20 protein-coding genes are annotated in these 24,151 nt (G+C 74.0%); 11 read left to right on the top strand and 9 right to left on the bottom strand.

Annotation, left to right across the window (positions count from 1 at the left end; all coding sequences use genetic code 11):
• Window positions 1-48: 48 nt before the first annotated feature.
• The 6 genes from ACIRFH_RS25840 to ACIRFH_RS25815 form a co-directional block, all read right to left on the bottom strand.
• Window positions 49-1,899: an acetyl/propionyl/methylcrotonyl-CoA carboxylase subunit alpha gene (locus tag ACIRFH_RS25840; RefSeq protein WP_403525284.1), complete on the bottom strand. Its 1,851-nt coding sequence runs from the start codon at window positions 1,897-1,899 to the stop codon at window positions 49-51.
• Window positions 1,900-1,907: 8 nt separating this feature from the next.
• A complete protein-coding gene (locus ACIRFH_RS25835) occupies window positions 1,908-3,506 on the bottom strand; it encodes an acyl-CoA carboxylase subunit beta (protein WP_403525281.1) in 1,599 nt (532 codons plus the stop codon).
• Window positions 3,503-5,176 carry an acyclic terpene utilization AtuA family protein gene (locus tag ACIRFH_RS25830; RefSeq protein ID WP_403525278.1) on the bottom strand — a complete coding sequence of 558 codons (1,674 nt, stop codon included), beginning with the start codon at window positions 5,174-5,176 and terminating at the stop codon, window positions 3,503-3,505. Before ACIRFH_RS25830 ends, ACIRFH_RS25835 begins: the two co-directional genes overlap by 4 nt.
• Window positions 5,173-5,967 carry a TIGR03084 family metal-binding protein gene (locus tag ACIRFH_RS25825; RefSeq protein WP_403525275.1) on the bottom strand — a complete coding sequence of 265 codons (795 nt, stop codon included), beginning with the start codon at window positions 5,965-5,967 and terminating at the stop codon, window positions 5,173-5,175. The genes ACIRFH_RS25830 and ACIRFH_RS25825 overlap by 4 nt, the downstream gene beginning before the upstream one ends.
• Window positions 5,968-6,094: 127 nt before the next feature.
• Complete coding sequence (locus ACIRFH_RS25820) at window positions 6,095-7,810, bottom strand: serine/threonine-protein kinase (protein ID WP_403525272.1); 1,716 nt, start codon at window positions 7,808-7,810, stop codon at window positions 6,095-6,097.
• A 323-nt stretch (window positions 7,811-8,133) separates the two neighbouring features.
• Complete coding sequence (locus tag ACIRFH_RS25815) at window positions 8,134-9,117, bottom strand: EamA family transporter (RefSeq protein ID WP_403525269.1); 984 nt, start codon at window positions 9,115-9,117, stop codon at window positions 8,134-8,136.
• Window positions 9,118-9,331: 214 nt separating this feature from the next.
• Between ACIRFH_RS25815 and ACIRFH_RS25810 the strand changes: the two genes are divergently transcribed.
• The gene (locus ACIRFH_RS25810) at window positions 9,332-9,784 is read left to right on the top strand and encodes an NUDIX hydrolase (RefSeq protein WP_403525266.1); all 453 of its coding nucleotides are present in this window, start codon (window positions 9,332-9,334) and stop codon (window positions 9,782-9,784) included.
• A gap of 196 nt (window positions 9,785-9,980) precedes the next feature.
• Complete coding sequence (locus ACIRFH_RS25805; RefSeq protein WP_403525263.1) at window positions 9,981-10,595, top strand: SUKH-4 family immunity protein; 615 nt, start codon at window positions 9,981-9,983, stop codon at window positions 10,593-10,595.
• 33 nt (window positions 10,596-10,628) lie between these two features.
• Here ACIRFH_RS25805 and ACIRFH_RS25800 read toward each other — a convergent pair whose 3' ends face one another.
• Both ACIRFH_RS25800 and ACIRFH_RS25795 read right to left on the bottom strand, forming a co-directional pair.
• Entirely contained in the window at window positions 10,629-11,183 is a 555-nt protein-coding gene (locus tag ACIRFH_RS25800; protein WP_403525260.1) for a DinB family protein, read from the bottom strand.
• 267 nt (window positions 11,184-11,450) lie between these two features.
• The gene (locus ACIRFH_RS25795) at window positions 11,451-14,342 is read right to left on the bottom strand and encodes an FAD-binding and (Fe-S)-binding domain-containing protein (RefSeq protein ID WP_403525257.1); all 2,892 of its coding nucleotides are present in this window, start codon (window positions 14,340-14,342) and stop codon (window positions 11,451-11,453) included.
• Between the two features lie 294 nt (window positions 14,343-14,636).
• On the opposite strand from ACIRFH_RS25795, the gene ACIRFH_RS25790 reads away from it, so the two are divergent.
• The 7 genes from ACIRFH_RS25790 (at window position 14,637) to serC (ending at window position 21,598) form a co-directional block, all read left to right on the top strand.
• Window positions 14,637-16,517: an ATP-binding protein gene (locus tag ACIRFH_RS25790; RefSeq protein ID WP_403525254.1), complete on the top strand. Its 1,881-nt coding sequence runs from the start codon at window positions 14,637-14,639 to the stop codon at window positions 16,515-16,517.
• A complete protein-coding gene (locus ACIRFH_RS25785) occupies window positions 16,514-16,921 on the top strand; it encodes a roadblock/LC7 domain-containing protein (RefSeq protein ID WP_403525251.1) in 408 nt (135 codons plus the stop codon). The genes ACIRFH_RS25790 and ACIRFH_RS25785 overlap by 4 nt, the downstream gene beginning before the upstream one ends.
• The gene (locus tag ACIRFH_RS25780) at window positions 16,918-17,265 is read left to right on the top strand and encodes a DUF742 domain-containing protein (RefSeq protein WP_403525248.1); all 348 of its coding nucleotides are present in this window, start codon (window positions 16,918-16,920) and stop codon (window positions 17,263-17,265) included. The genes ACIRFH_RS25785 and ACIRFH_RS25780 overlap by 4 nt, the downstream gene beginning before the upstream one ends.
• Window positions 17,246-17,863, top strand: coding sequence for a GTP-binding protein (locus ACIRFH_RS25775; RefSeq protein WP_403525245.1), 618 nt, complete (start codon window positions 17,246-17,248; stop codon window positions 17,861-17,863). Before ACIRFH_RS25780 ends, ACIRFH_RS25775 begins: the two co-directional genes overlap by 20 nt.
• Window positions 17,860-19,101 (top strand): cytochrome P450, encoded by a 1,242-nt coding sequence (locus ACIRFH_RS25770; RefSeq protein ID WP_403525242.1) that lies wholly within the window; start codon window positions 17,860-17,862, stop codon window positions 19,099-19,101. The genes ACIRFH_RS25775 and ACIRFH_RS25770 overlap by 4 nt, the downstream gene beginning before the upstream one ends.
• Window positions 19,098-20,348 (top strand): cytochrome P450, encoded by a 1,251-nt coding sequence (locus tag ACIRFH_RS25765; protein WP_403525239.1) that lies wholly within the window; start codon window positions 19,098-19,100, stop codon window positions 20,346-20,348. The genes ACIRFH_RS25770 and ACIRFH_RS25765 overlap by 4 nt, the downstream gene beginning before the upstream one ends.
• Before the next feature lie 131 nt (window positions 20,349-20,479).
• The gene (gene serC, locus ACIRFH_RS25760; protein WP_403525236.1) at window positions 20,480-21,598 is read left to right on the top strand and encodes a phosphoserine transaminase; all 1,119 of its coding nucleotides are present in this window, start codon (window positions 20,480-20,482) and stop codon (window positions 21,596-21,598) included.
• Window positions 21,599-21,675: 77 nt separating this feature from the next.
• Here the strand turns inward: serC and ACIRFH_RS25755 are convergent, their stop codons facing one another.
• Window positions 21,676-22,668, bottom strand: a complete 993-nt coding sequence (locus tag ACIRFH_RS25755; RefSeq protein WP_403525233.1) for a WD40 repeat domain-containing protein — start codon at window positions 22,666-22,668, stop codon at window positions 21,676-21,678.
• 88 nt (window positions 22,669-22,756) lie between these two features.
• Between ACIRFH_RS25755 and ACIRFH_RS25750 the strand changes: the two genes are divergently transcribed.
• A complete protein-coding gene (locus tag ACIRFH_RS25750; protein WP_403525230.1) occupies window positions 22,757-23,437 on the top strand; it encodes a GDSL-type esterase/lipase family protein in 681 nt (226 codons plus the stop codon).
• A gap of 101 nt (window positions 23,438-23,538) precedes the next feature.
• Window positions 23,539-24,126, top strand: a complete 588-nt coding sequence (locus ACIRFH_RS25745) for a Uma2 family endonuclease (protein WP_403525227.1) — start codon at window positions 23,539-23,541, stop codon at window positions 24,124-24,126.
• The last annotated feature ends 25 nt before the right edge of the window (window positions 24,127-24,151 follow it).

Below are 24,151 nucleotides of genomic sequence, written 5' to 3'. Positions count from 1 at the left end.
GCTCGCGCTCACGCGGTGGAGCCGCATGTTCGATACGGCCCCGCGCCCCTAACCGGCGTCCCCCTCGACCACGGCCAGGAGGGCGCCGACCTCCACCTGCCTGCCGGGCTCGGCGTTCAGGGCGGCCAGGACGCCCGTCACCGGGGCGGTGATCCGGTGTTCCATCTTCATCGCCTCCAGCCACAGCAGGGGCTGGCCCGCCTCGACGGGGGAGCCTTCCGTCAGGCCCTCCGCGACGCGGACGACCGTGCCCGGCATGGGGGCGAGGAGGGAACCGGGGGCGTGCTGGGTGGTGGGGTCGGGGAAGCGGGGCAGGGCGGTGAGGGCGGTGGTGTTCACGTGGATCTCGTCGCCGTAGCGGGAGATGCCGTACGTGCGCCGGACGCCGTCCGTTTCGAGGACGACGCGTGCGGCGTCGGCGTGGACGACGCGGACGCCGTCGGCGGTGAGGCCGTCGCGGGTGTGGTGGTAGCGGACCTCGTGCTCCTCGCCCGCCACGGCGTACCGCTTGGTCTGCGGCTGTGAGGGGAGGTTGCGCCAGCCGCCGAACCGGGAGCGGCCGTGGGCGTCGGCGAGGGCGGCGGCCAGCGGGGCGAGGGGGTCGGGGGCGGGCTCGGTGAGGGCGGCGAGGTGGCGGTCGTAGAAGCCGGTGTCCATGCGGGCGGCGGTGAACTCCTCGTGGCGCAGGGAGCGCACGAGCAGGTCCCGGTTGGTGACCGGGCCGTGGATCACCGCCCGTTCCAGGGCGCCGGCGAGCTTGCGGACGGCCTCCGCGCGGGTGGGGGCGTGGGCGACGGCCTTGGCGAGCATCGGGTCGTAGTGGACGCCGATGTCGTCGCCGTCGGTGCAGCCGGTGTCCAGGCGGATGCCGTCGGGCACGGCGAGGCGGTGCAGGCGGCCGGTCCGCGGGGCCCAGCCGTTCGCCGGGTCCTCGGCGTACAGGCGGGCCTCGACGGCGTGGCCGCGCGGGCTCGGCGGCTCGGGGGCGAGGGCGTGGCCCTCGGCGATCCGGAGCTGGAGGGCGACCAGGTCGATGCCGAAGACGGCCTCGGTGACGGGGTGTTCGACCTGGAGGCGGGTGTTCATCTCCAGGAAGTGGGTCTTCTCGCCGGGGGCGACCAGGAACTCCACGGTGCCGGCGCCGGTGTAGTCGACGGCGCGGGCGGCGCGCACGGCCTGCTCGTACAGGTCCTGGGTGAGCGAGGCGGTCAGGCCGGGTGCCGGGGCCTCCTCGATCACCTTCTGGTGGCGGCGCTGGAGGGAGCAGTCCCGGGTGCCGAGGGCCCAGACCGTGCCGTGCGTGTCGGCGAGGATCTGCACCTCGACGTGGCGGCCGTTCTCCACGTAGGGCTCGGTGAACACCTCGCCGTCGCCGAAGGCGCTCGCCGCCTCCGCGCGGGCGGCGGTCAGCGCGGCGTCGAGGTCCGCCAGGCGCCGTACGACGCGCATGCCGCGTCCGCCGCCGCCCGCCGCGGCCTTGACCAGGACCGGCAGGTCGGCCTCGGTGACCTCGCCCAGGGGCGCGATGCCCATCAGTTCCCTGGCGCGGGTCTTGGACGCCATCGCCTCGATGGCCTCCGGTGGCGGCCCGATCCAGGTCAGGCCCGCGTCGGTGACGGCGCGGGCGAAGCCGGCGTTCTCGGAGAGGAAGCCGTAGCCGGGGTGCACGGCGTCGGCGCCGGCCGCGAGCGCGGCCTTCACGATCAGGTCGCCGCGCAGGTAGGTGTCGGCGGACGCCGTTCCCGGCAGGCGGACGGCGGCGTCGGCCACGCGCGCGTGGAGGGCGTTCTCGTCGGCGTCGGAGTGCACGGCGACGGTCCGGACGCCCAGCTCGCGGCAGGTGCGGAAGATCCGGCAGGCGATCTCGCCCCGGTTGGCGACGAGGACGGTGCTGATCACGGGGAACCTCACATCCGGAAGACGCCGAAGCCACCGCGCGCGCCCTCGTAGGGCGCGGTGTGGACGGCCGACAGGCACAGGCCGAGAACGGTGCGGGTGTCGCGCGGGTCGATGACGCCGTCGTCGTAGAGCCGCCCGGACAGGAACACGGGCAGCGACTCGGCCTCGATCTGCCGCTCCACCATGGCGCGCAGCGCCGCGTCCGCCTCGTCGTCGTACGGCCGGCCCTTCGCGGCGGCCGACCGGCGGGCGACGATGGACAGGACGCCGGCGAGCTGCTGCGGGCCCATGACGGCGGACTTGGCGCTGGGCCAGGCGAACAGGAAGCGGGGGTCGTAGGCGCGGCCGCACATGCCGTAGTGGCCGGCGCCGTAGGAGGCGCCGAGGAGAACGGAGAGGTGGGGCACGCGGCTGTTGCTGACCGCGTTGATCATCATCGCGCCGTGCTTGATGATGCCGCCCTGCTCGTACTCCCTGCCGACCATGTAGCCGGTGGTGTTGTGCAGGAAGAGCAGCGGGATGTCGCGCTGGTTGGCGAGCTGGATGAACTGGGCGGCCTTCTGCGACTCCTCGCTGAACAGGACGCCCCGCGCGTTGGCGAGGATGCCGACCGGGTAGCCGTGCAGGCTCGCCCAGCCGGTGGTGAGGCTGGTCCCGTACAGGGGCTTGAACTCGTCGAAGTCGGAGGCGTCGACGATCCGGGCGATGACCTCGCGCGGGTCGAAGGGGGTCCTGAGGTCGCCGGGGACGATGCCGAGGAGTTCGTCGGGGTCGTACTTCGGCGGCTCGGCGAGGGGCGGGTCGGCGTACGCCTTGCGGTGGTTGAGGCGGGCGACGACGCGGCGGGCCTGGCGCAGGGCGTCCGGTTCGTCCACGGCGAAGTGGTCGGCGAGGCCGGAGGCGCGGGCGTGCATCTCGGCGCCGCCCAGCGACTCGTCGTCGCTCTCCTCGCCGGTGGCCATCCTGACCAGCGGCGGCCCGCCGAGGAACACCTTGGCGCGCTCCTTGACCATGATCACGTGGTCGGACATGCCGGGGATGTACGCGCCGCCCGCCGTGGAGTTGCCGAAGACGACGGCGATCGTCGGGATGCCGGCCGCCGACAGCCGGGTGAGGTCCCGGAAGATCGCGCCGCCGGGGATGAAGATCTCCTTCTGGGAGGGCAGGTCGGCACCGCCGGACTCGACCAGGCTGATGCAGGGCAGCCGGTTGGCGAGGGCGATGTCGTTGGCGCGCAGGGCCTTCTTCAGCGACCAGGGGTTGCTGGCGCCGCCGCGCACGGTCGGGTCGTTGGCGGTGATCAGGCACTCCACGCCCTCGACCACGCCGATGCCGGTGACGAGGGAGGCGCCCACGGTGTACTCGCTGCCCCAGGCCGCCAGCGGCGACAGCTCCAGGAAGGGCGTGTCCGGGTCGAGGAGCAGCTCGACGCGTTCGCGGGCGAGCAGCTTGCCGCGTTCCCGGTGCCGGGCGACGTACTTCTCGCCGCCGCCCGCGAGGGCCTTGGCGTGCTCGGCGGCCAGCTCCGCGAGCTTGGCGAGCATGGCCTCGCGGTGGGCCCGGTGCTCGGGGGCGGCCGGGTCGACGGCGGTGGGCAGGACCGTCACAGGAGTACCTCCGGGATGTCCAGGTGGCGGGCGCGCAGCCATTCGCCGAGCGCCTTGGCCTGCGGGTCGAAGCGGTGCCGGGCGGCGACGCCCTCGCCGAGGAGCGACTCGACCACGAAGTTCAGGGCGCGCAGGTTCGGCAGCACGTGCCGGGTGACGGGCAGGTCGCGGGCCTCGGGGATCAGCTCGCGGAACCGGTCGGCGGTCAGTTCGTGCGCGAGCCAGCGCCAGGCCTCGTCGGTGCGGGCCCACACGCCGACGTTGGCGTCGCCGCCCTTGTCGCCGCTGCGGGCCCCGGCGACGAGCCCGAGGGGCGCGCGTCTGCGGGGCCCCGCGGGCAGCGGCTCGGGCAGGGGCGGCTCGGGTACGGCGGCGAGTACGGCGGTGTCCTGGGCCGGTGGCACCGGTATCCGGCGCCCGTCGTGGAGGACGGCCACATGGTCGACGGCGCCGTGGGGGACGTACACATCCTCGAAGACCCCGTAGGGGGCGCCCTTTCCGGGTGGGGCCGCCACATGGAAGCCCGGATAGCTGGCGAGGGCCAGTTCGACGGCTGCCCCGCTCAGCGCCCGCCCGACGGCCCGCTGGTCGGCGTCGCGGACGACGAGCCGCAGCAGGGCGCCGGCCGTCTCCTCGGTCGGCGCGTCCGGCCGGTCGGTGCGGACCAGCTCCCAGCGCACGTCGGCGATCCTGGCCAGGGCGGGTTCCATCTGCTCCCGCACGAGCGCGGCCTTGGTCTCGACGTCGAGGCCGGTGAGCACGAAGACGACCTCGCCCCGGAAGCCGCCGAGCCGGCTGCGGCCGACCTTGAGCGTGGGCGGCGGGGCCTCGCCGCGCACGCCGTCGATCCGCACCCGGTCGGGGCCGTCCTGGGTGAGCCGTACGGTGTCCAGCCGGGCGGTGACGTCCGGTCCCGCGTACCGGGCGCCGCCCGTCTCGTACAGCAGCTGGGCGGTCACCGTGCCGACGTCGACGAAGCCGCCGGTGCCGTCGTGCTTGGTGATGACCGAGGTGCCGTCGGCGTGCAGTTCGGCGAGCGGGAAGCCGGGGTGCCGGACGTCGCCGTCCCGGAAGAAGGCGTAGTTGCCGCCGGTCGCCTGCGCCCCGCACTCCAGCACGTGCCCGGCGACGACCGCGCCCGCGAGCCGGTCGTACGCCGTCGGCGCCCAGCCGAAGTGCGCGGCGGCGGGCCCGGTGACCAGCGCGGCGTCGGTGATCCGCCCGGTGACGACGACGTCGGCGCCCGCGCGCAGGCACTCCGCGATGCCGAAGCCGCCGAGGTAGGCGTGCGCGGCCAGCGCTCCCGGATGGGCGGCGGTGAGGTCGTCGCCCTCGACGTGCGCGACCCGCACGGGGATGCCGAGCCGGGCGGCGAGGGCGCGTACGGCGTCGGCGAGTCCGGCGGGGTTGAGGCCGCCGGCGTTGGCGACGATCCTGACGCCCCGCTCGTGGGCGAGGCCCAGGCACTCCTCCAGCTGGCGCGGGAAGGTGCGGGCGTACCCCGCACCGGGGTCCTTGAGCCGGTCGCGGCCGAGGATGAGCATGGTCAGCTCGGCGAGGTAGTCGCCGGTGAGGACGTCCAGCGGGCCGCCGGTGAGCATCTCGCGCATGGCGTCGAAGCGGTCGCCGTAGAAGCCGGAGGCGTTGCCGACGCGGAGCGGCCGCGTCACCGCCGGGTCCCCTTGGGCTCGCGTCCCGCTCCCGGCGGTCCGGCGAAGGCCTGGGCGATGTCCAGCCAGCGGTCGGCGTCCGGGCCCTCGGCGGTGAGGGCGAGGTCGGCGCGGTGGGCGCGCTGGGTGGCGAGCAGACAGAAGTCGAGCGCGGGGCCGGTGACCCGCTGCGGGGCGTCCTCGGGGCCGTACGTCCACAGGTCGCCGCCGGGGCCGGTGAGTTCGACGCGGAACGGTTCGGCGGGCGGGGTGAGGCCGTGGGCCGCGTAGGCGAAGTCCCGGGCCCGGACGCCGATGCGGGCGACGTGCCGCAGGCGGTCGGTGGGCGGGCGGGACGCGCCGAGGGCCGCCGCGACGTCGAGGCCGTGGGCCCAGGTCTCCATGAGGCGGGCGGTGGCCAGGGAGGCGGTGGCCATGGGCGGGCCGTACCAGGGGAAGCGGGCGCCGGGGGCGGCGGCGCGCAGTGCCGCGTCGAGGGCGGCGCGGTCCTGCCGCCAGGACGCCAGCAGCGCGGCGGGGTCCTGCTTCGCCCCCTCCTCGGCGCCGTCGTCGACGTACCGGTCGGGCGCGGCGAGGGCCTGCTCGATCAGCCCCTCGAACCCGTCCTCGTCGGTGACGGCGACCAGGGCGGCCCGGTCGGTCCAGTTCAGGTGCGCGATCTGGTGGGCGACCGTCCAGCCGGGCGCCGGGGTGGCGAGCCGCCACTCCTCGGGGCCCAGCCGGGCGACCAGCGCGTCGAGTTCCTCGCTCTCGTCACGCAGGTCGTCGATCACGGGCGTCGGATCGGACACGGGCGCTCCCCTCGGGCACGGCGGCGTGCGGCGCGGTGGGGAGGAGCATGGCAGAGGTGTGAATAACAATCAAGCACGCTTGCATGATTTTTGGAGGCGCCTGGAAGGGCGGCTCCGTGGGGATGGCTCAGTCCTTCTTCGCCGGCCAGACGGTCGTGTCCATGGTGACGAAGGCGGAGTCCGGCATGGCGGTCGATTTCACCTGGACGACGAGCAACGCGATGTCCCCGTTGTTCCGCCTGAGGCAGATCTCCTGGCCGGCGGATGCTGCGGCCAGGGGAAGACGATGGGAGGCCTTCCGGCCGGCGGTCATCCGGTGGCACTCCTCATAGGTGGCACCCGGGTTACCGAACAGCATCATGAAGACGCTGGAGTCGCTCTCCAGCGCGCAGCCGGCGTTCTTGCAGTCGAAGCGGATGTCCCCCTTGCGGTCCTCGCGCATCGTGCCTTTGGTGAGACTGATCGAGTTGTCGCCGTTCACCAGCAGGCCGCCGTAGGCGTGGGCCCGCGGCAGCGCCGTCCCGGCGGCGGAGCCGTCGGAGCCTGCGGCGGCCCCCGACGACCCCTCCGCCACCGGACGGGGCGTGCCGGACGCGGATCCGGGTGCCGGCGCGGACTCCGAGGCGAAGGCGGACGCCGCCGCGTCCCGGGCCCGGTCGAGGCCCCGTTCCGTCGCGTCGAGGAGCGCCGAGCCCGCCAGGACGACCAGGCCGCACGCGACGACGGCGGCGGCCGAGACCAGGGCGCCGCGTCTTCTGCGGCGCTTGCGCTCCTGCGGCCCGTCCGGCCGCCGCGGCACGAGCGGCCCGCCCGGTCCGGCGGCACCCGGCCAGGGCAGGGGGGCGGTCCCCTGCGGGGCGGTCCACGGCGCCGTGTGTGTCGCGGTCCGCCCCGGGGCCGCGGCCGGAGCCGCGACGGTCGCCGGTCCGGTGGCCGCGACCGGCGGCGGAACCGTCACCGGCGGCCCGGCGATCTCCCGCCACACGGCCTGGCCCGCCGCTTCCCCGGCGTCGTCCCGGCCCAGCTCCCGGCGGCACCACTCGACGATCTCCGCCGGGGTGGCCCGTTCCCCGGGCTCGGCGGCCAGGCACCGGCCGAGCACGTCGCGCAGACGCTCGGGCAGCCCGGACAGGTCGGGCTCGGAGTGGACGATCCGATAGAGCACGGTGGCGGCCGGGCCGTCGCCGTACAGCGGCCTGCCCAGCGCCGCGTATGCGGCCGTCTGCCCGAGGGAGAACATGTCGGTGGCCGCCGTGACGGCGCCCCCGGTGGCCTGTTCGGGGGCCATGTACTGGGGCGTGCCGATGGTGGTGCCCGTGGCGGTGTGCGCGGTGCTGTCGGCGGCGAGCGAGATACCGAAGTCGATGACCCGCGGCCCGTCGGCGGCCAGCAGGACGTTCGCGGGCTTGAGGTCCCGGTGCACGATCCCCGCGCCGTGGATGGCCTGCAGCGCCTCGGCGACCCCCGCCATCAGCCACAGCACCGCGGGCACCGGCAGCGGCCCGCTCCGGGCGACCGCGTCCGACAGGGAGGGCCCGGGCACGTACAGCGTGGCCAGCCAGGGCGGGGTGGCGTCCGGGTCGGCGTCGATCAGTTCGGCGGTGTAGGCACCCTTGACCTTCCGGGCCGCCTTGATCTCCCGGCCGAAGCGCCGCCGGAAGGTCTGGTCGTCGGCCAGTTCCGACCGTACGACCTTGATGGCCACGGGCCGGCCGCCCCGGGTGTGCGACAGGTAGACCCGCCCCATGCCACCCGAGCCGAGCCGGGCCGCGAGACGGTAACCGGCCACGGTGCGCGGATCGTCGCCCTGCAAGGGCTGGAAGACCTCGGCCGTGTGATTCATCGGTTCCCTCCCCATGATCCCGATGAGCTGACCAGGTACGCAGCCTATGCGGTGCGGCTGCCGCCCGGCTCGGGCGGGGTGACCGGGACGTCGGGCGGCCCCCGGGTGCCTAGGTCCTGTCGTCAAACTCCCGTCGTCCGCCCGGAGGGCGGGTCTGGCGGCGTCAGGTGCGTGCTCCGGGCCCCCGGCCGGAGGCTGGGGGAGTGCCGGCCCCTGACCCTCGTACGGGATGTACTCGGGTCAGGGGCCGGTGCGGCGAGTGGGCCCCCTCTGGGGGGAGCGTGCAGGGCGGCGCCAGGCAGACGGGAGTTCGCCGACAGGACCTAGGACACCTCGGGGAGCGCCTTCGCCCTCCGGCGCCCCACCTGGGTCCGCACCGCGCCCATGCTGGCCGCGATGACCAGGGCGATGGCGGCGGACTGGGTGGCGGTCAGGGCCTGGTCGAGGACGAGGAAGCCGGCCGCCGCGGCGATGGCGGGCTCCAGGCTCATGAGGATGGCGAAGGTCGGCGCGGGCAGGCGCCGCAGGGCGAGCAGTTCGAGGGTGTACGGCAGGACGGAGGAGAGCAGGGCCACCCCGGCGCCCAGTCCGAGCGTCACGGGGTCGATCAGCCCGGTCCCCGCCTCGGCGATGCCCAGCGGCAGGAACAGCACCGCGCCGACCGCCATGGCGAGGGCCAGCCCGTCGGCCTGCGGGAAGCGCCTGCCGGTGCGCGCGCTGAAGACGATGTACGCCGCCCACATGGCCCCCGCCCCGAGCGCGAAGGCGGTACCGGCCGGGTCGAGGCCGTCGAAGCCGCCGCCGCCGAGCAGGAAGACGCCGGCCAGGGCGAGCGCGGCCCAGACCAGGTTGATCGCACGGCGGGAGGCGAAGACGGACAGGGCGAGCGGGCCGAGCACCTCCAGGGTGACGGCGGGGCCGAGGGGGATGCGGTCGACGGCCTGGTAGAAGAGGCCGTTCATGCCGGCCATGGCGATGCCGAAGGCGACGACCGTGCCCCAGTCGGTCCGGGAGTGGCCGCGCAGCCGGGGCCGGCAGACCAGGAGCAGGACGACGGCGGCCACGACCAGGCGCAGCGTCACCACGCCGAGGGCACCGACCCGGGGCATGAGGCTCACCGCCAGCGCGGCGCCGAACTGCACGGAGACGCCGCCGGCGAGGACCAGTCCGACCGGGCCGAGGGCACCCCACCGGCCGGTCGGGGCACCACCTGGCGCGGGCGCGTGGCCGACGGCCTGCGCCGCCTCGGGGCCCGTGGCGGGGGCGGCCGGGGAGGAGGTGCCGGGGGTGGCGCGGGAGGTGCTCACGAGGACTCCGGAACGGTCTGCGGGTCGATGACGGTCTACGGGTCGATGTCGTTCATCAAAATGTACGACACAGTCCAGGGCAATGGACCCGGTCAGGCGCATGGCCCTGTCATGCAACTGTCGTCGGCGGGGTGTGCGGCTGTCAACGGACGTCCACCCGGCGGTCGGGGACGCGCCCGCCGGGGCCGGCCGCCGAGGAGGTAGCGTCCGCGGGGTGAGACGACTCCTTGCCCGCCTCTGGCGCCTCCTGCGCCCGCTGCAGAGCCGCGTCATGTGGCTCCTGAACGCCAAGTTCGTGGTCGGCGTGACCGGCGTCGTGCGGGACGACGAGGGGCGGGTGCTGATGCTGAGGCACCGGATGTGGCCGCCGGGCCGCCAGTGGGGCCTGCCGAGCGGTTTCGCGCGCAAGGGCGAGGACTTCCGGGCGACCGTGGTGCGCGAGGTCAGGGAGGAGACCGGCCTGGACGTGGCGGTGGGCCGGCTGGTCATGCTGAACAGCGGCCTGCGCACCCGTCTGGAGGTGGCGTACGAGGCCCGTCTGCTGGGCGGCGAGCTGCGCCTCGACCCGCTCGAGATCCTGGAGGCCCGCTGGTGCGAGCCGGACGCCCTGCCCGAGGGCGTCCAGCCGGTGTGCGGTCCGCTGGTGCGGGGCGAGACGGTTCCCTGAACCGCGGCCCCTGGGTGTCGAAAGCGCCGGCGCCGAGCCGGTCTCCGGCTGGATCCGCACTCCGGCGGGCCGACGCGGCCGCGGACAGGCCAGGGTCGTCGGGACGCCCCCGGCCACGCACCCGAGGCACCGCTTCGTAGAGTGACCCGGCCGTCCCCGCGGCACCCGTGTCACAGCTGTGTTCGGAGTCCCGGCAGTGCTTTTCGACGTCACCCGCGGCGAACTCGCCGACACCTTCGGCGAGCACCGGCTCGCGACCCTGCCCGCCACCGCCTTCCCGCCCCTCGCCGCGGACACCGGGGGCGCCCGCCTCCTGCGGACCGTCGGCGTCCCCACCGGGACGCTCTCGCTGCGTGAGCCCGACGAGGAATCCGGTCGGCTGCCCCTCGTCCAGGAGGTCGTCGACCCCGAGGACTTCGAGGCCGCCTCACGGGGCGCGGGCGGATGGCCCGTCATCGGCTGGCTCCTCGGCGCCCACCTCGCTCTGGACCCCGGCAGCGGCAAGGTGTACGCCTTCGACCCCGACGAGGAGACCGTGCGGGAACTCCACACGGACGTCTCCTCCCTGGTCCGGGTCACCGTCCGGTTCCAGCGTCTGCTGGACGAGTTCTCCTTCGGTGACGACGGCGACGAGGAAGCCGGCTTCGAGCGCCTGGAACGCGAGGTCGAGCGCGTCCGCCGGGAGACGGACGCGCTCGACCCCCTCCCCTTCCGGGACGACGAGACGGTCTGGTCGGTGGTCGGCGAGGAGATCGCCATGGGGCAGCGGTTCGAGGGCGGCAGCCCGGGGGCCCGCTCGCTCTACGGGTGATCACCGGCCGCCCGCCCGACCGGACACCACCGGTCAGCCCATGCTCTTCGCACCGTCCAGGGACTCGCGGATGATGTCGGCGTGGCCGGCGTGCTGAGCGGTCTCGGCGATGAGGTGCAGCAGCACCCGGCGGGCCGACCAGTGCGTGTCCTCGAACCAGGGAGCCTTCGGCAACGGCCACGAGGCCCCCAGGTCGGGCAGGGTGGCGACCAGGTCGTCGGTCCGGCGGGCCGCCTCGTCGTAGTCGGCCAGGACACCGGCCAGCGTCTCGCCGGGCAGCATCCGGAACTCGTCGGCCCGCCGGGCCCAGTCGGCCTCGGTCATGGCCGTGAAGTCCCGCATCGCCGACGGACCGTTCAGGATGAAGTCCCCCCAGCTCCGCTCGCCCGCGGCCATGTGCTTGATCAGGCCGCCCAGGCACAGATCGCCGGCGGTGGTCCGGAGTCCGGCCTGCTCGTCGGTGAGGTCACGGGTGGTGAAGCGCAGGAAGTGCCGGTGCTTGGCCAGCGTCTCCAGCAGGTCGGCGCGCTCGCCGGTGACGGCCGGGGCCCCGGCCCGGTCGCGGGTGGTCGTCTCGTCGAAGGTCATGGTCTCCGCCTTCCGGTGGTGCTCTTCCGTCGGTCGGGGACCACGCTATGAACCATCGAGGTCAGATGCTGTCCTAGATCGTGAAGGGCGAGGGGTGGACCGCGGCGGCGTGGTGCGGGCGGGCCGACGGGCGGACGGACGGGCGGACGGGCGGACGGGCGGACGGGCGGACGGACGGACGCGATCGGAGCGAACGTCCCGGCGGAACAGTGTTCGTGCGGCGCGTCGGCGGGACTTCCGCTCCGATCTCCCTCCCCCCTGCCCGCGTCACTTCCCCAGCCCCTCCGCCAGCACCTCCGCCAGGTGCCGCCCCCGCACCCCCGCCAGCTGCTCCAGCTGGGTCCGGCACGAGAAGCCGTCCGCCAGGACCACCGCCCCGTCCGGCGCCTCGCGCACCGCCGGCAGCAACTGGTCCTCGGCGCAGGCGGCCGAGACCTCGTAGTGGCCGGCCTCGAAACCGAAGTCGCCCGCGAGACCGCAGCAACCGCCGCTCAGCTCGCCGGTGAGGCCGGCGGCGGCGCGCAGGCGGCGGTCGGCCGCGTCGCCCAGGACCGCGTGCTGGTGGCAGTGGGTCTGGCCGGTGACCGGGCGGTCCAGGACCGGCGGGGTCCAGTCGGGGGTGTGGCGTTCCAGGGTCTCCGCGAAGGTCAGCACCCGCGCCGCGAGCCGGGCCGCGCGCGGGTCGTCGTGCAGCAGCTCGGGCAGGTCCGTGCGCAGGGCGGCGGCGCAGCTCGGTTCCAGGACGACGACCGGTGCGGACGTCGTCAACACCGGTGCCATCAGGTCCAGCGTGCGGCGCAGCACCGCGCGGGCGCGGTCCAGCTGGCCGGTGGAGACGTACGTCAGGCCGCAGCAGACCCGGCCCCGGCGGGCGGTCAGCAGTCCCATGGCCGACCTCGACATACCGTCTCCGACGGCCCGGCCCCGCGTCCGCAGCGTCGGCGGCAGCACCACCCGCAGGCCCGCCGCCTCCAGCACCCGTACGGCCGCCCGGCCCACGGACGGGGACAGGTGCTCGGTGAAGGTGTCGGGCCACAGGACCACCAGCTCACCCCCGCCGGACGGTCCCCCACGCCCGCGCCACCACCGGCTGAACGTCTCCCCCGCCAGCCGCGGCAGCTCCCGCTCGGCCGCGATCCCGCCCAGCCGTTTCGCCACCGCGGCCAACGGCCGGACAGGGGCCAGGGCGTTGACGACCGGAGTCACCCGGGTCCGCGCCGCCCAGCGCAGCCACACCGGCAGCCACCCCATCGCGTAGTGCGCGGCCGGGCGGAGCCGGCCCGCGTAGTGGTGGTGCAGGAACTCCGCCTTGTACGTGGCCATGTCGACCCCGACCGGGCAGTCGGAGCGGCAGCCCTTGCAGGACAGGCACAGGTCCAGGGCGTCCCGTACCTCCGTCGACCGCCAGCCGTCGGTCACCAGTTCACCGGCGAGCATCTCGTGCAGCAGCCGCGCCCTGCCCCGCGTGGAGTGTTCCTCCTCCCCCGTCGCCCGGAACGACGGGCACATCACCGCCGCGCCGGACACCGACGTCGTACGGCACTTGGCGACCCCCACGCAGCGGCGCACCGCCGCCGAGAAGTCGCCGCCGTCGGACGGGTAGCCGAACTCCACGTCCACCGGGTCGCGCGGCAGCACGGAGAAGCGCAGGTTCGTGTCGAGCGGTGCCGGACGGACCAGCATCCCCGGGTTGAGCAGGTCGTCCGGGTCCCAGATCCCCTTGGCCCGTTCGAAGAGGGCGACCGTCTCCGCGCCGTACATCCGCGGCAGCAGCTCGGCCCGCGCCTGACCGTCCCCGTGCTCCCCGGACAGCGAGCCGCCGTGCGCCACGACCAGGTCGGCCAGCTCCTCGGAGAAACGGCGGAAGCGGGCCACCCCGGCGCCCGTCAGCAGGTCGAAGTCGATGCGTACGTGGATGCAGCCGTCGCCGAAGTGCCCGTACGGCGTGCCGCGCAGGCCGTGGGCGGCGAGCAGGCCCCGGAAGTCCCGCAGGTAACCGCCCAGCCGCGCCGGCGGCACCGCGCAGTCCTCCCAGCCGGGCCACGCCTCCGCACCTCCCCCGGACCCCGTCCGGGAGGTGCCCCCAGGCAGCCGCGTCGCCGTGCCGCTCGCGTCCTCCCTGATCCGCCACAGCGCCCGCTGCCCGGCCGGGTCGGTCACCACCAGCGCGTCCACGACGTCGGCCGCCCGCACGACCGCCTCGGCACGTGCGCGCGCCTGCGCCTGCGACGCGCCGCCCGTCTCCACGAACAGCCACGCCCCGCCCCGGGGCAGCCCCCGCGTGGACGGCACCAGGTCCACCGCCATGCCCTCCACCGTCAGCGGCCCGAGCGGCAGCAGCCCCGCCGCGGCCTCGGCCGCCCCGGTCTCGTCGGCGTACCCGAGGACCGCCAGCGCCCGTGCGCGCGGTGCCTCGACCAGGCGGACCACCGCCTCGGTCAGCACGCCCAGCGTGCCCTCCGAGCCGCAGAAGGAGCGGGCCACGTCCGCGCCCCGTTCCGGCAGCAGCGCGTCCAGCGCGTAGCCGGAGATACGGCGGGGCAGGGCGGGGAAGCCGGTGCGCAGGCGGGCCAGGTCGCCGTCCACCAGCTCGCGCAGGCCCTCGGGCGCCCCGGCCCACTCCCGCCCGAGGCGCAGGCGCCGTCCGCGCGCGGTGAGCACCGTCAGCTCGCGCACGCTGTCCGCCGTCGTGCCCCAGGCCACCGAGTGGGAGCCGCACGAGTTGTTGCCGATCATCCCGCCGAGCGTGCACCGGCTGTGGGTGGAGGGGTCGGGGCCGAAGCGCAGGCCGTGCGGGGCGGCGGCCTCCTGGAGGCGGTCGAGGACCAGGCCGGGCTGGACGACGGCCGTGCGCGCCTCGGGGTCGAGCGAGACCAGCCGGTTCATGTGCCGGGTGAGGTCCAGGACGACGCCCGTGCCGGTCGCCTGCCCCGCGATCGACGTCCCGCCGCCCCGCGCCACGACCGGCACGCCCCGCTCCCGGCACACCTCCAGCGCGGCCGCCACGTCGTCGGCGTCCCGTGGCGCCACCACGCCGAGCGGCACCCGGCGGTAGTTGGAGGCGTCCATGGTGGTCAACGCCCGCGCGGTCGTGCCGAAGTCGACCTCGCCGCGCACGGCCGACCGCAGTCCGGCCGCCAGGTCCCGGTGATCCGTCATGCCGTCAGGATGCCCCCGCCGGGACCCGGACACGGTGACGGCCTGCGCGTCGCGCCGCGCCGCGGAAGGCCCGAAGCACGCACCGGACACCTCGCATACCGAGAACCGAAGCGGAATCTCCCCAACCCGATCACGAACTCCCCTATAGTGACCGCGAATTGCGCGCAGTTGACGGGCCACGTTCGAAAATGACCCCCTGCATCCGGTCCGGCAGCGCAGTGGAACCTGCCCGAGGGCCGCGCGGACACGACGGTGCACGCCCGCGGACCGACCGAGGACGACCGAGGACCCTGATTGATGACCCCCCTGCTCCCCGGCGACCGCCCCACCCCCCGCAGCGTGCTGCCCGTCCCGCTGCTCACCGCGGTGCCCGCCGCGCTCGCCGTCGTCGCCGCCGTCCTCCTCGTACCGGACGCCGCGGCCGGCGCCGTCGCGGTGACGGGCACGGTCGCCGCCGCACTGCTGTGCGCGGCCGCCGCGGTCGCCGCCCACGCCGTCCTGTCGGCGCGGGCCGCCCGGACCCGGCTGGACACCGTCACCCAGGACGTCGGCCGACTGCTCCAGGACCGGTCCCGGCTGACCGAGGAGTCCCGCCGCCAGCACGAGCGGCTGACCGGCGAACTCGCCCGGGAACGAGCGCGGTTGTCCGCCGAACTGGACCAGGAGCGCAGCCGGCTCACCGAGTCCCTGGCCGCGGAACGCGACCGCCTCACCGAGCAGCACGCCGCCGAAGCGGCCCGTTCGGCCCGGGAGCACGCCGAGGAGCGGGACCGGATCGCCGGTGAACACGCCGCCGAACTGGCCCGGCTGGCGAAGGAACACGCCGAGGAGCGCGACCGGCTGGGCGACGAGCGCGCACGGCTGGAGCGGGAACAGGCCCAACTCGCCGCGGAGAACGCGCGGCTGACCACCCGGCTGCGCGAGGCCGACGCCGCGCGGGCCGCCGCGCTGTCCGCGACCGCCAACGCCGCCGGGCGGATGCAGGCCCTGGCCACCGGCATGCTCGCGGACCTGCGCGCGATGGAGGAGAAGCACCACGACGAGGAGGTCCTCGCCGACCTGCTCCACCTCGACCACCGCACCGCGCAGGCCGGCCGGCTCGCCGACTCCGTCGCCGTCCTCACCGGCGCCCGCTCCGGCCGCCGCTGGGCCCGGCCCATCTCCATGGAGTCGATCCTGCGCGGCGCCATGGGCCGGATCAGCGGCTACCGGCGGGTCCGCGTCCACTCCGCCAGCGACACCGCGGTCGCCGGACACGCCGCCGAGGGCGTGATGCACGCGCTCGCCGAACTCCTTGACAACGCTGCGAACTTCTCGCCGCCGACCGCCGAGGTCCACGTCTACGTCGAGGAGGTCCCGGCCGGGGTCATCGTGTCCGTGGAGGACAGCGGACTCGTCATGGGCGAGGCGCAACTGCGCCGCGCCGAGCGCGCGGTCGCCGGTGAGACCGCCGGGCTCGGCGGCCTCACCGGAACCCGGCTCGGCCTCGCCGTCGTCGGCCGGCTGTCCCGGCGGTACGGGCTCCGGGTCTCGTACCGCCCCTCGGCCCGCGGCGGCACGGGCGTCCTGATGCTCGTACCGCAGGACATCCTCGTACCGCCGAACGCGCCCACGGCGCCGACGGCCGCCCGCACCGCCGCTCCGGCCGGCCCGCCGTCCGTCCCCGACCGCCCGGCCCCCGAGCCCGCCCCCGGCCTGCCGGAACCGGAGACGAGCCACGTCACCGCCCGCGACGACGGCGACGGCACCGGCGTCACGGCCGGGCGGGAACAGCCCCGCGACGGCGCCCGCCCCGCCCCCTCCTACGCCGCCGCCCGCGCCGGGACCGACCTCGACCCCGACCCGGTGCCGGCCCACGGCTCCCCGGACCGGGGCACCGACGCGCCGCCGCTCGTCCTGCCCCGACGCCGCCGGGGCCGGACCCTCGCCGACGCGGAACGCGCCCGTTCCGGCGACCGGGTCACCGCTCCCCGGCCCGCGCCGACGGCCGAGGAGACCAGGGCGCGCACCGCCCGCTTCAGCAGCTTCCGTCAGGCCGTCCGCCCTCCCGCCCCGGACGACTCGGCCGGCCCGGACACCGGCACCGCCCCCGGCCCGGACACCGGCACCGCCCCCGACCCGACCCCCGAAGCACGACCCACCCCCCCGACCCCGGAAGGCGACACCACCTCATGACCGGCACGACGACCGCCGACGAGAAGCTCACCTGGCTGCTAGAGGGGCTGCTGAAGCGCACGCCGGGCGCGCGGCACGCGCTCGTGCTGTCCCGTGACGGCCTGAGGCTGTGCCGTACCCCGGAGCTGTCCACCGACCAGGCCGACCAGCTCGCCGCGATCGCCGCCGGCATCCAGTCGCTGTCGCACGGTGCCTCCGTCGAGTTCGGCGACGGCAGCGGCGGCGTGCGCTCGGCGATGACCGAGTTCTACGGCGGCGTGCTGTTCATCGTGGAGGCCGGCGAGGGCGCGCACCTGGCCGTCGTCACCACCGAGGACGCGGACGCCGGACTCGTCGGGCACAACATGAGCGAGCTCGTGGAGCAGCTCGGCGAGCACCTGACCGCACGGCCGCGCACCTCATGAGCAGGCCCGGCAGGGACGACGCCCCCGACCGGCTCTACACCCTCACCGGAGGGCGCAGCCGGTCCGGCCCCGACAACCCCTTCGACCTGGTCACCCTCGTCGTCGCCGAATGCGATCCGGTGCCCGGCATGCAGTCCGAGCACGCCGCGATCCTGCGGCTGACCGAACGCCCCACGGCGGTCGTGGAGATCGCGGCGGAGCTGAGACTGCCCGTGAGCATCACCCGGATCCTGCTCCGTGACCTCCAGGCGGCGGGCCGGGTCAGCGCCCGCCACCCCCGCACGGCCGCCGTACCCGACCCCGACATCCTGGAGCAGGTGCTCGTTGGACTCCGCAATCTCTGAGACGCGCACGCCGCTGGGCGCGTCGGCCGACAACGGCCTCAAGATCGTGGTCGTGGGCGGCTTCGGCGCCGGCAAGACGACCATGGTCCGCTCGGTCAGCGAGATCCGCCCCCTCAACACCGAGGAGACGATGACGCAGGCGGGCGAGGCCGTCGACGACATCAGCGAGGTGCGCGGCAAGACCGCGACCACCGTCGCCTTCGACTTCGGCCGCATCACCCTCGACACCCGCAACGTGCTGTATTTGTTCGGCGCCCCCGGCCAGGAACGCTTCTGGTTCCTGTGGGACCGGCTGTTCTCCGGCACGCTCGGCGCGGTCGTGCTGGTCGACACCCGGCGCATCGACGACTCCTGGTACGCCATCGACCGGCTGGAGAAGCACGGCACGCCCTTCATCGTGGCCTGCAACGACTTCGGCGGCCCCACCTTCACCCCGGCCCAGATCCGCGAGGCCCTCGACCTCGATCCGCACGTGCCGCTGGTCAACTGCGACGCGCGGTCCCGGGAGTCCAGCAAGATCGTGCTGATCACCCTGGTCGAGCACCTCCAGGCCCTGTACGCCGACCCGGCCCGAGCCCCCCGTCAGGAGCTGGTGTGACCTCCGCCCCCGCCCCCATCCCCGGCGCCGTCCGGTTCAGCGGCCCCCTGCTCCAGGACGACCCCGCCCGCGTGTACCGGGAGCTGCGGCGCGAGCACGGCAACGTCGTCCCGCTGCTGCTGGACGGCGACGCGCCGGCGTGGCTGGTGCTCGGCTACCGCGAACTGCACCAGATCACCGGCGACCCGGTGCTGTTCAGCCGCGACTCCGACCTGTGGAACCAGTGGGAGAACATCCCCGACGACTGGCCGCTGCTGCCGATGATCGGCCGGAAGCAGCCGTCGATCCTCTACACCGTCGGCGAACGGCACCGGCAGCGGGCCGCGATGCTGGTGAACGCGTTGGAGGCGGTCGACGCGTCCGAACTGCGCGGTTACGCGGAGAAGTTCGCGGACGAGCTGATCGACGGCATCTGCGCGAAGGGCTCGGCCGACCTGATCGGCGAGTTCGCGATGCTGCTGCCGGTGCGGGTGCTGGCGCGGCTCTACGGCTTCTCGGACGAGGAGGGGCCGGGCCTGGTCACCGCCCTCAACGACATGATCGACGGGCGGGAGCGGGCGCTGGCGGGCCAGACCCACCTGTTCACGTCGATGACCCGGCTCGTGGCCGACCGCAGGGAGCGGCCCGCCGAGGACGTCGTGTCCCGGATGCTCGCCGACCCCTCCGGCTTCACCGAGGAGGAGATCGGCCAGGACCTGATGGTGATGATGGCGGCCGGACACCAGCCGACCGCCGACTGGATCGGCAACTCCCTGCGTCTGATGCTCACCGACACCCGGTTCGCCGCCTCCCTCTTCGGCGGCCGCAACAGCATCGCCGAGGCGATGAACGAGGTGCTGTGGGAGGACACCCCGACGCAGAACGTGGCCGCCCGCTGGGCCTCCCGCGACACCCAGCTCGGCGGCCGCCGCATCCGCGCCGGCGACATGCTGCTGCTCGGCCTGCAGGGCGCCAACTCCGATCCCCAGGTACGGACCGACGGCTCGGCGCTGACCGGCGGCAACAGCGCCCACTTCTCCTTCGGCCACGGGGAGCACCGCTGCCCGTTCCCGGCGCAGGAGATCGCCGAGGTCATCGCCCGGACCGGCATCGAGGTCGTCCTGGACCGGCTGCCGGACATCGACCTCGCCGTGCCCGGCACCGACCTGACCCGCCGTCCCTCGCCGTGGCTGCGCGGACTGTCCGAACTCCCGGTCACCTTCACGCCCACCCCCGCCCTTGGAGGCTCCCTCATATGACGACTGGCACGCACACCACGACGACGGACACCGGACAGGCCCGTATCGTCCTCGACCCCTTCGTCTCCGACCTGGACGGGGAGAGTGCCGCGCTGCGGGCCGCCGGCCCGCTGGCCGCCGTGCTGCTGCCGGGCGACGTGCCGGTGTGGGCGGTCACCCACCACGCCGAGGCGAAGAGGCTGCTCACCGACCCGCGTCTGGTGAAGGACATCAACGTCTGGGGTGCCTGGCAGCGCGGCGAGATCGCCCCCGACTGGCCGCTGATCGGGCTGGCGAACCCGCCCCGCTCCATGCTCACCGTGGACGGCGCCGACCACCGCCGGCTGCGCACCCTGGTCGCGCAGGCCCTCACCCCGCGCCGGGTGGAGCGGATGCGGGAACGCATCACGGAGCTGACCGAGGGCCTGCTGGACCAGGTGGCCGGCCTGCCCGGTGACACCGTCGACCTGAAGGCGGCGTTCGCCTACCCGCTGCCGATGTACGTCATCGCCGACCTGATGGGGCTGCCGGAGGAACGGCTGCCGCGCCTGAAGGTGCTGTTCGAGAAGTTCTTCTCCACGCAGACCCCGCCCGAGGAGGTCATCGCGACGCTGACCGAACTGGCCGCGATCATGGCCGAGACGGTCGCGCACAAGCGCGAGAACCCGGGCGACGACCTGACCTCCGCGCTCGTCCAGGCCTCGGAGGACGGCGACCACCTCACCGACGAGGAGATCGTCTCCACGCTCCAGCTGATGGTGGCGGCCGGCCACGAGACGACGATCTCCCTCATCGTCAACGCGGTGGTCAACCTCTCCCTCCACCCCGAGCAGCGCGAGCTGGTGCTGACCGGCAAGGCGGAGTGGTCGGCGGTGATCGAGGAGACCCTGCGCTACGCCACGCCCACCTCGCACGTGCTGATCCGGTTCGCGACGGAGGACGTACCGGTCGGTGACAAGGTCCTCCCGGCGGGTGACGCGCTGATCGTGTCGTACGCGGCGATCGGCCGGGACGAGCAGGCGCACGGACCGACGGCCGGCGTCTTCGACATCACCCGCGAGAGCGCCAACCGGCACATCTCCTTCGGCCACGGACCGCACGTCTGCCCCGGCGCGGCCCTGTCCCGCCTGGAGGCCGGCGTGGCCCTCCCCGCCCTGTACGCCCGCTTCCCGGGGCTCGACCTGGCGGTCCCGGCGAGCGAACTGCGCAACAAGCCGGTGGTCACCCAGAACGACCTGTACGAGCTCCCGGTGAGGCTCGGCGGCTGATCCCCCGGGCGGTGGACGGGCCCCGTGCCCTCCACCGCCCGCCCGCCGGCCGCCCGCCGCCTGTCCACCGTCCGTCTCAGCGGACGGACGATTTTTCACCCGGCTTTCCCTCAGCCGATAGGCTCCCGCTCGTGGCTGAGATCCAGATTCCTGCTGACATCAAGCCCGCGGACGGTCGATTCGGCGCGGGTCCCTCCAAGGTGCGGGTGGAGGCGCTGGACGCCCTGGCCGCCACCGGTACGTCCCTCATGGGCACCTCCCACCGCCAGGCTCCGGTCAAGAACCTGGTCGGCAAGGTGCGCGAGGGCATCTCCGAGCTGTTCCGGCTCCCCGACGGTTACGAGGTGGTCCTCGGCAACGGCGGGTCCACCGCGTTCTGGGACGTCGCGACGCACGGCCTGATCGAGAACAAGTCGCAGCACCTGACCTTCGGCGAGTTCTCCTCCAAGTTCGCCAAGGCGGCCAAGCTCGCCCCCTGGCTGGCCGAGCCGACGGTCGTCTCCGCCGACCCGGGCACCCACCCCGAGGCACACGCCGAGGCCGGCGTGGACGTGTACGCGTTCACGCACAACGAGACCTCGACCGGCGTCGCCATGCCGATCAAGCGTGTCGCCGGTGCCGACGAGGGCTCCCTCGTGCTGGTCGACGCCACCTCCGGCGCCGGCGGCCTGCCCGTGGACATCGCCGAGACCGACGTCTACTACTTCGCCCCGCAGAAGTCCTTCGCCTCCGACGGCGGCCTGTGGATCGGCGTCTTCTCCCCGGCCGCGATCGAGCGCGCCGAGCGGATCCACGCGAGCGGCCGGCACGTCCCGGAGTTCTTCTCGCTGCCGACGGCGATCGACAACTCCCGCAAGAACCAGACGTACAACACCCCGGCGCTGGCCACCCTCTTCCTCCTGAACGAGCAGCTGGAGTGGATGAACGGCCAGGGCGGCCTGGACTTCACCACCGGCCGCACCAAGGACTCCTCGTCCCGCCTGTACGCCTGGGCGGAGGAGGCCAAGTACGCCACCCCGTTCGTCACCGACCCGGCCAAGCGGTCGCAGGTCATCGGCACCATCGACTTCTCGGACGACATCGACGCCGCCGCCGTCGCCAAGGTGCTGCGCGCCAACGGCATCGTCGACACCGAGCCGTACCGCAAGCTGGGCCGCAACCAGCTGCGGATCGCGATGTTCCCGGCGATCGACCCGGCCGACGTCGAGGCGCTGACCAAGTGCATCGACCACGTCATCGAGAAGCTCTGACCACCACTCCCGTACGACGGCGAGGGGCGCCCGGCACACCGCCGGGCGCCCTTCGCCGTTCTCCCGCTCCTGCCGGCTCAGCGACCGCGGGCCCGCCGCCGCAGCCGTAGCGCGAACAGGGCACCACAGGCGGCCACCAGGACGCCCCCGCCGACCTTGAGCGTGCCCCAGTCGGAGCCGTCTCCGGAGGCGGACGACGCGCTTCCCGGGGCGTCCGTGCCTCCCCCGCCCTCGTCACCGCCGGGCACGTCCTCGGCCTTGACCGGGCTGTTCTGCCCCTCCATCCCGAGCAGCAGCTTCTTCCCGTCGGTGGTGTAGGTGGCGGACTCCCCCTGCCCCAGGGGCACGCTGATCCGCCCCTCGCGCCGGATCTTCCCGCCGTTCCAGGCGTACCAGACGCCGCCCAGGTAACCGCGCACGGCGAGCTGCTCGCCGTCCGGGGAGAACGCGGCGTCGGTGGCCCAGAGGTCGACGGGGACGGTGGGCCGGAAGACGTTGGTGCCGGAGGGGGACAGCTTCGCCGGGCCCTCGTACAGGTGCCCGCCGTCCTCGTTCTTGTCGATGATGTAGACGCGCCCGGTCTTCGGGTGGACGGCCATCGACTCGGCGTCGCGGGCGCCGTCCGCGTACTTCACCACGTACTGCGTGGCCCTGACCGTCTGGTCCTTCAGTTCCTTCGGCTCGGGCAGCTCGTAGATCCACACGTGCGGCCAGGTGCCGCCGAGGTTGTCCCCGATGTCGCCGACGAAGATCTTGTTCCCCGGTCCGATGGAGATCGCCTCGACGTCCCGGGGCGTGCCGACGCCGGACAGCGTGATCCGGGCGACGGTCTCGCCGGTGGCGCCGTCCACGGCGTAGAGGTAGGGCCCGGTGTCCTGGTCGTTGTGCGTCCAGTAGACGCCGGGGTGGAGGCGGGAGGCGGCGAGGCCGCTGGACTCGGTGATGCGCGGGTCCTTGATCGTGAACCCGCCGGACCCGGCCACCTCGCCGTCCCCGTCGGCGGCGGAGGCGGGCACGGCGAAGGCGCCCACGAGAAGGGCCGAGGCGAGAAGGGCGAAAGATCGGCGCATGCGCCAAGCCTGCCATCCCGCGCGGGCGTTCACGGCGGGTGGTCGGTCTCACATCGCGCCGACCAGGCGAATCATCCATGATGAGCGGATGCTCAGGTTCATGTTCGTCGGTGACTCCATGACGATCGGGAGCGCCGGCGAACACACATGGCGCTACCGCATGTGGCAGCACCTGCGCGACGCGTACGGCCGCCCCTTCGCGTTCGTCGGCCCCCGCGAGACGCTGCACGACCCGTCGGCGGACGCCCCCACCTCGTACGCCTACGCCGACCCCGCCTTCCCCCGCGCCCACCTGGCCGGCTGGGGCGAGGGCTGGCACCACATGACGCCGCTGATCGGCGAGGCGGTCCGCGCCCACCGCGCGGACGTGCTCCTGGTCTCCCTCGGCCTGATCGACCTCGGCTTCTACACCAACCCGGAGCAGACCGCGGACAACGTCCGCTCCTTCGTCGCCGAGGCCCGCTCCGCGAACCCGCGCATCCGCATGGCCGTCATGCCGGTGATCACGAACATCCGGGTGGAGGCGGACCCGGCGTTCGCCGGGCAGGTCGCCCACTTCAACGACCTCCTGGCGAAGACGATCGCCGACCTCGACGACCGGGGCTCCGCCCTCCTCCTCGTCCCGCCGCCGGCGTCGTACGACTTCCACGTCGACACCTACGACGGCACGCACCCCAACGCCGACGGCGAGCACAAGATCGCGGGCGCGTTCGCCCAGGCGCTGGCCGAGGAGTGGGGGCTGGGTGAGCCGTACGCGGGCGAGTCCTAGCTCCCTGGCATATTCGCGCCCTGCCGTGACCTGGCCGCCGTGCGTATCGTTGTACCGCGTGGCTGCACTCGTCGTTGGGTCAGCCGGGGAGGAGCGCCACGATGACCGTCGTAGACGACAGGATCGCCATGGTCAACATCAGTACGGAGCGCTTGGACGAGTGGTTCGAGCGGCTTGAACGGATGCCTGTCCCCGAAGGAATCAGGGCTGAGATCGTCGGGGGCACCGTCTACATGACACCGCAGCGCAGCACCCACCACAAAATCATCCGCCGTATCGAACGGACCATCGAAGACCGCTTCGGCATGGACGTCGAACTCCTTTCGGACGTCCGCATCGACTTCCCAGGCCACGAGAACGGTTTCTGCCCGGACGTGGTCAAGATGCGCGATGGCGCGAAGGAGGACGCCACGGGCCACTGGCGCCACGAGGACGTCGAGTTCGTCGCCGAGGTCATCTCCCAGGGCACCGCCGCCAACGACTACGGTCCCAAGAAGCTCGCGTACGCCGCCGCCGAGGTCCCCCTCTACCTGATCGCCGATCCGTACCAGGGCAGGTGTCACATCTTCACGCGGCCCAAGGACGGCGACTACACGACCGAAACCCGGGTTGCCTTCGGGCAGGAACTGGATCTCACCGACACCGTCCTCGGTCTCACCCTCAGGACCGACGCCTTCCCCCGCGACTGAGCCGGCCGGCACGGCGGACCGCTTG

It is taken from the genome of Streptomyces sp. NPDC093586, assembly GCF_044764905.1.
Taxonomy (GTDB): Bacteria; Actinomycetota; Actinomycetes; order Streptomycetales; family Streptomycetaceae; genus Streptomyces.
The sequence above is the reverse complement of the archived record's forward strand: the minus strand, read 5'-3'. Positions and strand labels throughout refer to the sequence as shown.

What these genes read in the sequence shown, in the direction of transcription:
- ACIRFH_RS25820 (WP_403525272.1), bottom strand. Translation starts at nt 7,810, where the DNA reads ATGAATCACACGGCCGAGGTCTTCCAGCCCTTGCAGGGCGACGATCCG.
- ACIRFH_RS25800 (WP_403525260.1), bottom strand. Translation starts at nt 11,183, where the DNA reads ATGACCTTCGACGAGACGACCACCCGCGACCGGGCCGGGGCCCCGGCC.
- ACIRFH_RS25795 (WP_403525257.1), bottom strand. Translation starts at nt 14,342, where the DNA reads ATGACGGATCACCGGGACCTGGCGGCCGGACTGCGGTCGGCCGTGCGC.
- ACIRFH_RS25785 (WP_403525251.1), top strand. Translation starts at nt 16,514, where the DNA reads ATGACCGGCACGACGACCGCCGACGAGAAGCTCACCTGGCTGCTAGAG.
- ACIRFH_RS25780 (WP_403525248.1), top strand. Translation starts at nt 16,918, where the DNA reads ATGAGCAGGCCCGGCAGGGACGACGCCCCCGACCGGCTCTACACCCTC.
- ACIRFH_RS25765 (WP_403525239.1), top strand. Translation starts at nt 19,098, where the DNA reads ATGACGACTGGCACGCACACCACGACGACGGACACCGGACAGGCCCGT.
- ACIRFH_RS25755 (WP_403525233.1), bottom strand. Translation starts at nt 22,668, where the DNA reads ATGCGCCGATCTTTCGCCCTTCTCGCCTCGGCCCTTCTCGTGGGCGCC.
- ACIRFH_RS25750 (WP_403525230.1), top strand. Translation starts at nt 22,757, where the DNA reads ATGCTCAGGTTCATGTTCGTCGGTGACTCCATGACGATCGGGAGCGCC.
- ACIRFH_RS25745 (WP_403525227.1), top strand. Translation starts at nt 23,539, where the DNA reads ATGACCGTCGTAGACGACAGGATCGCCATGGTCAACATCAGTACGGAG.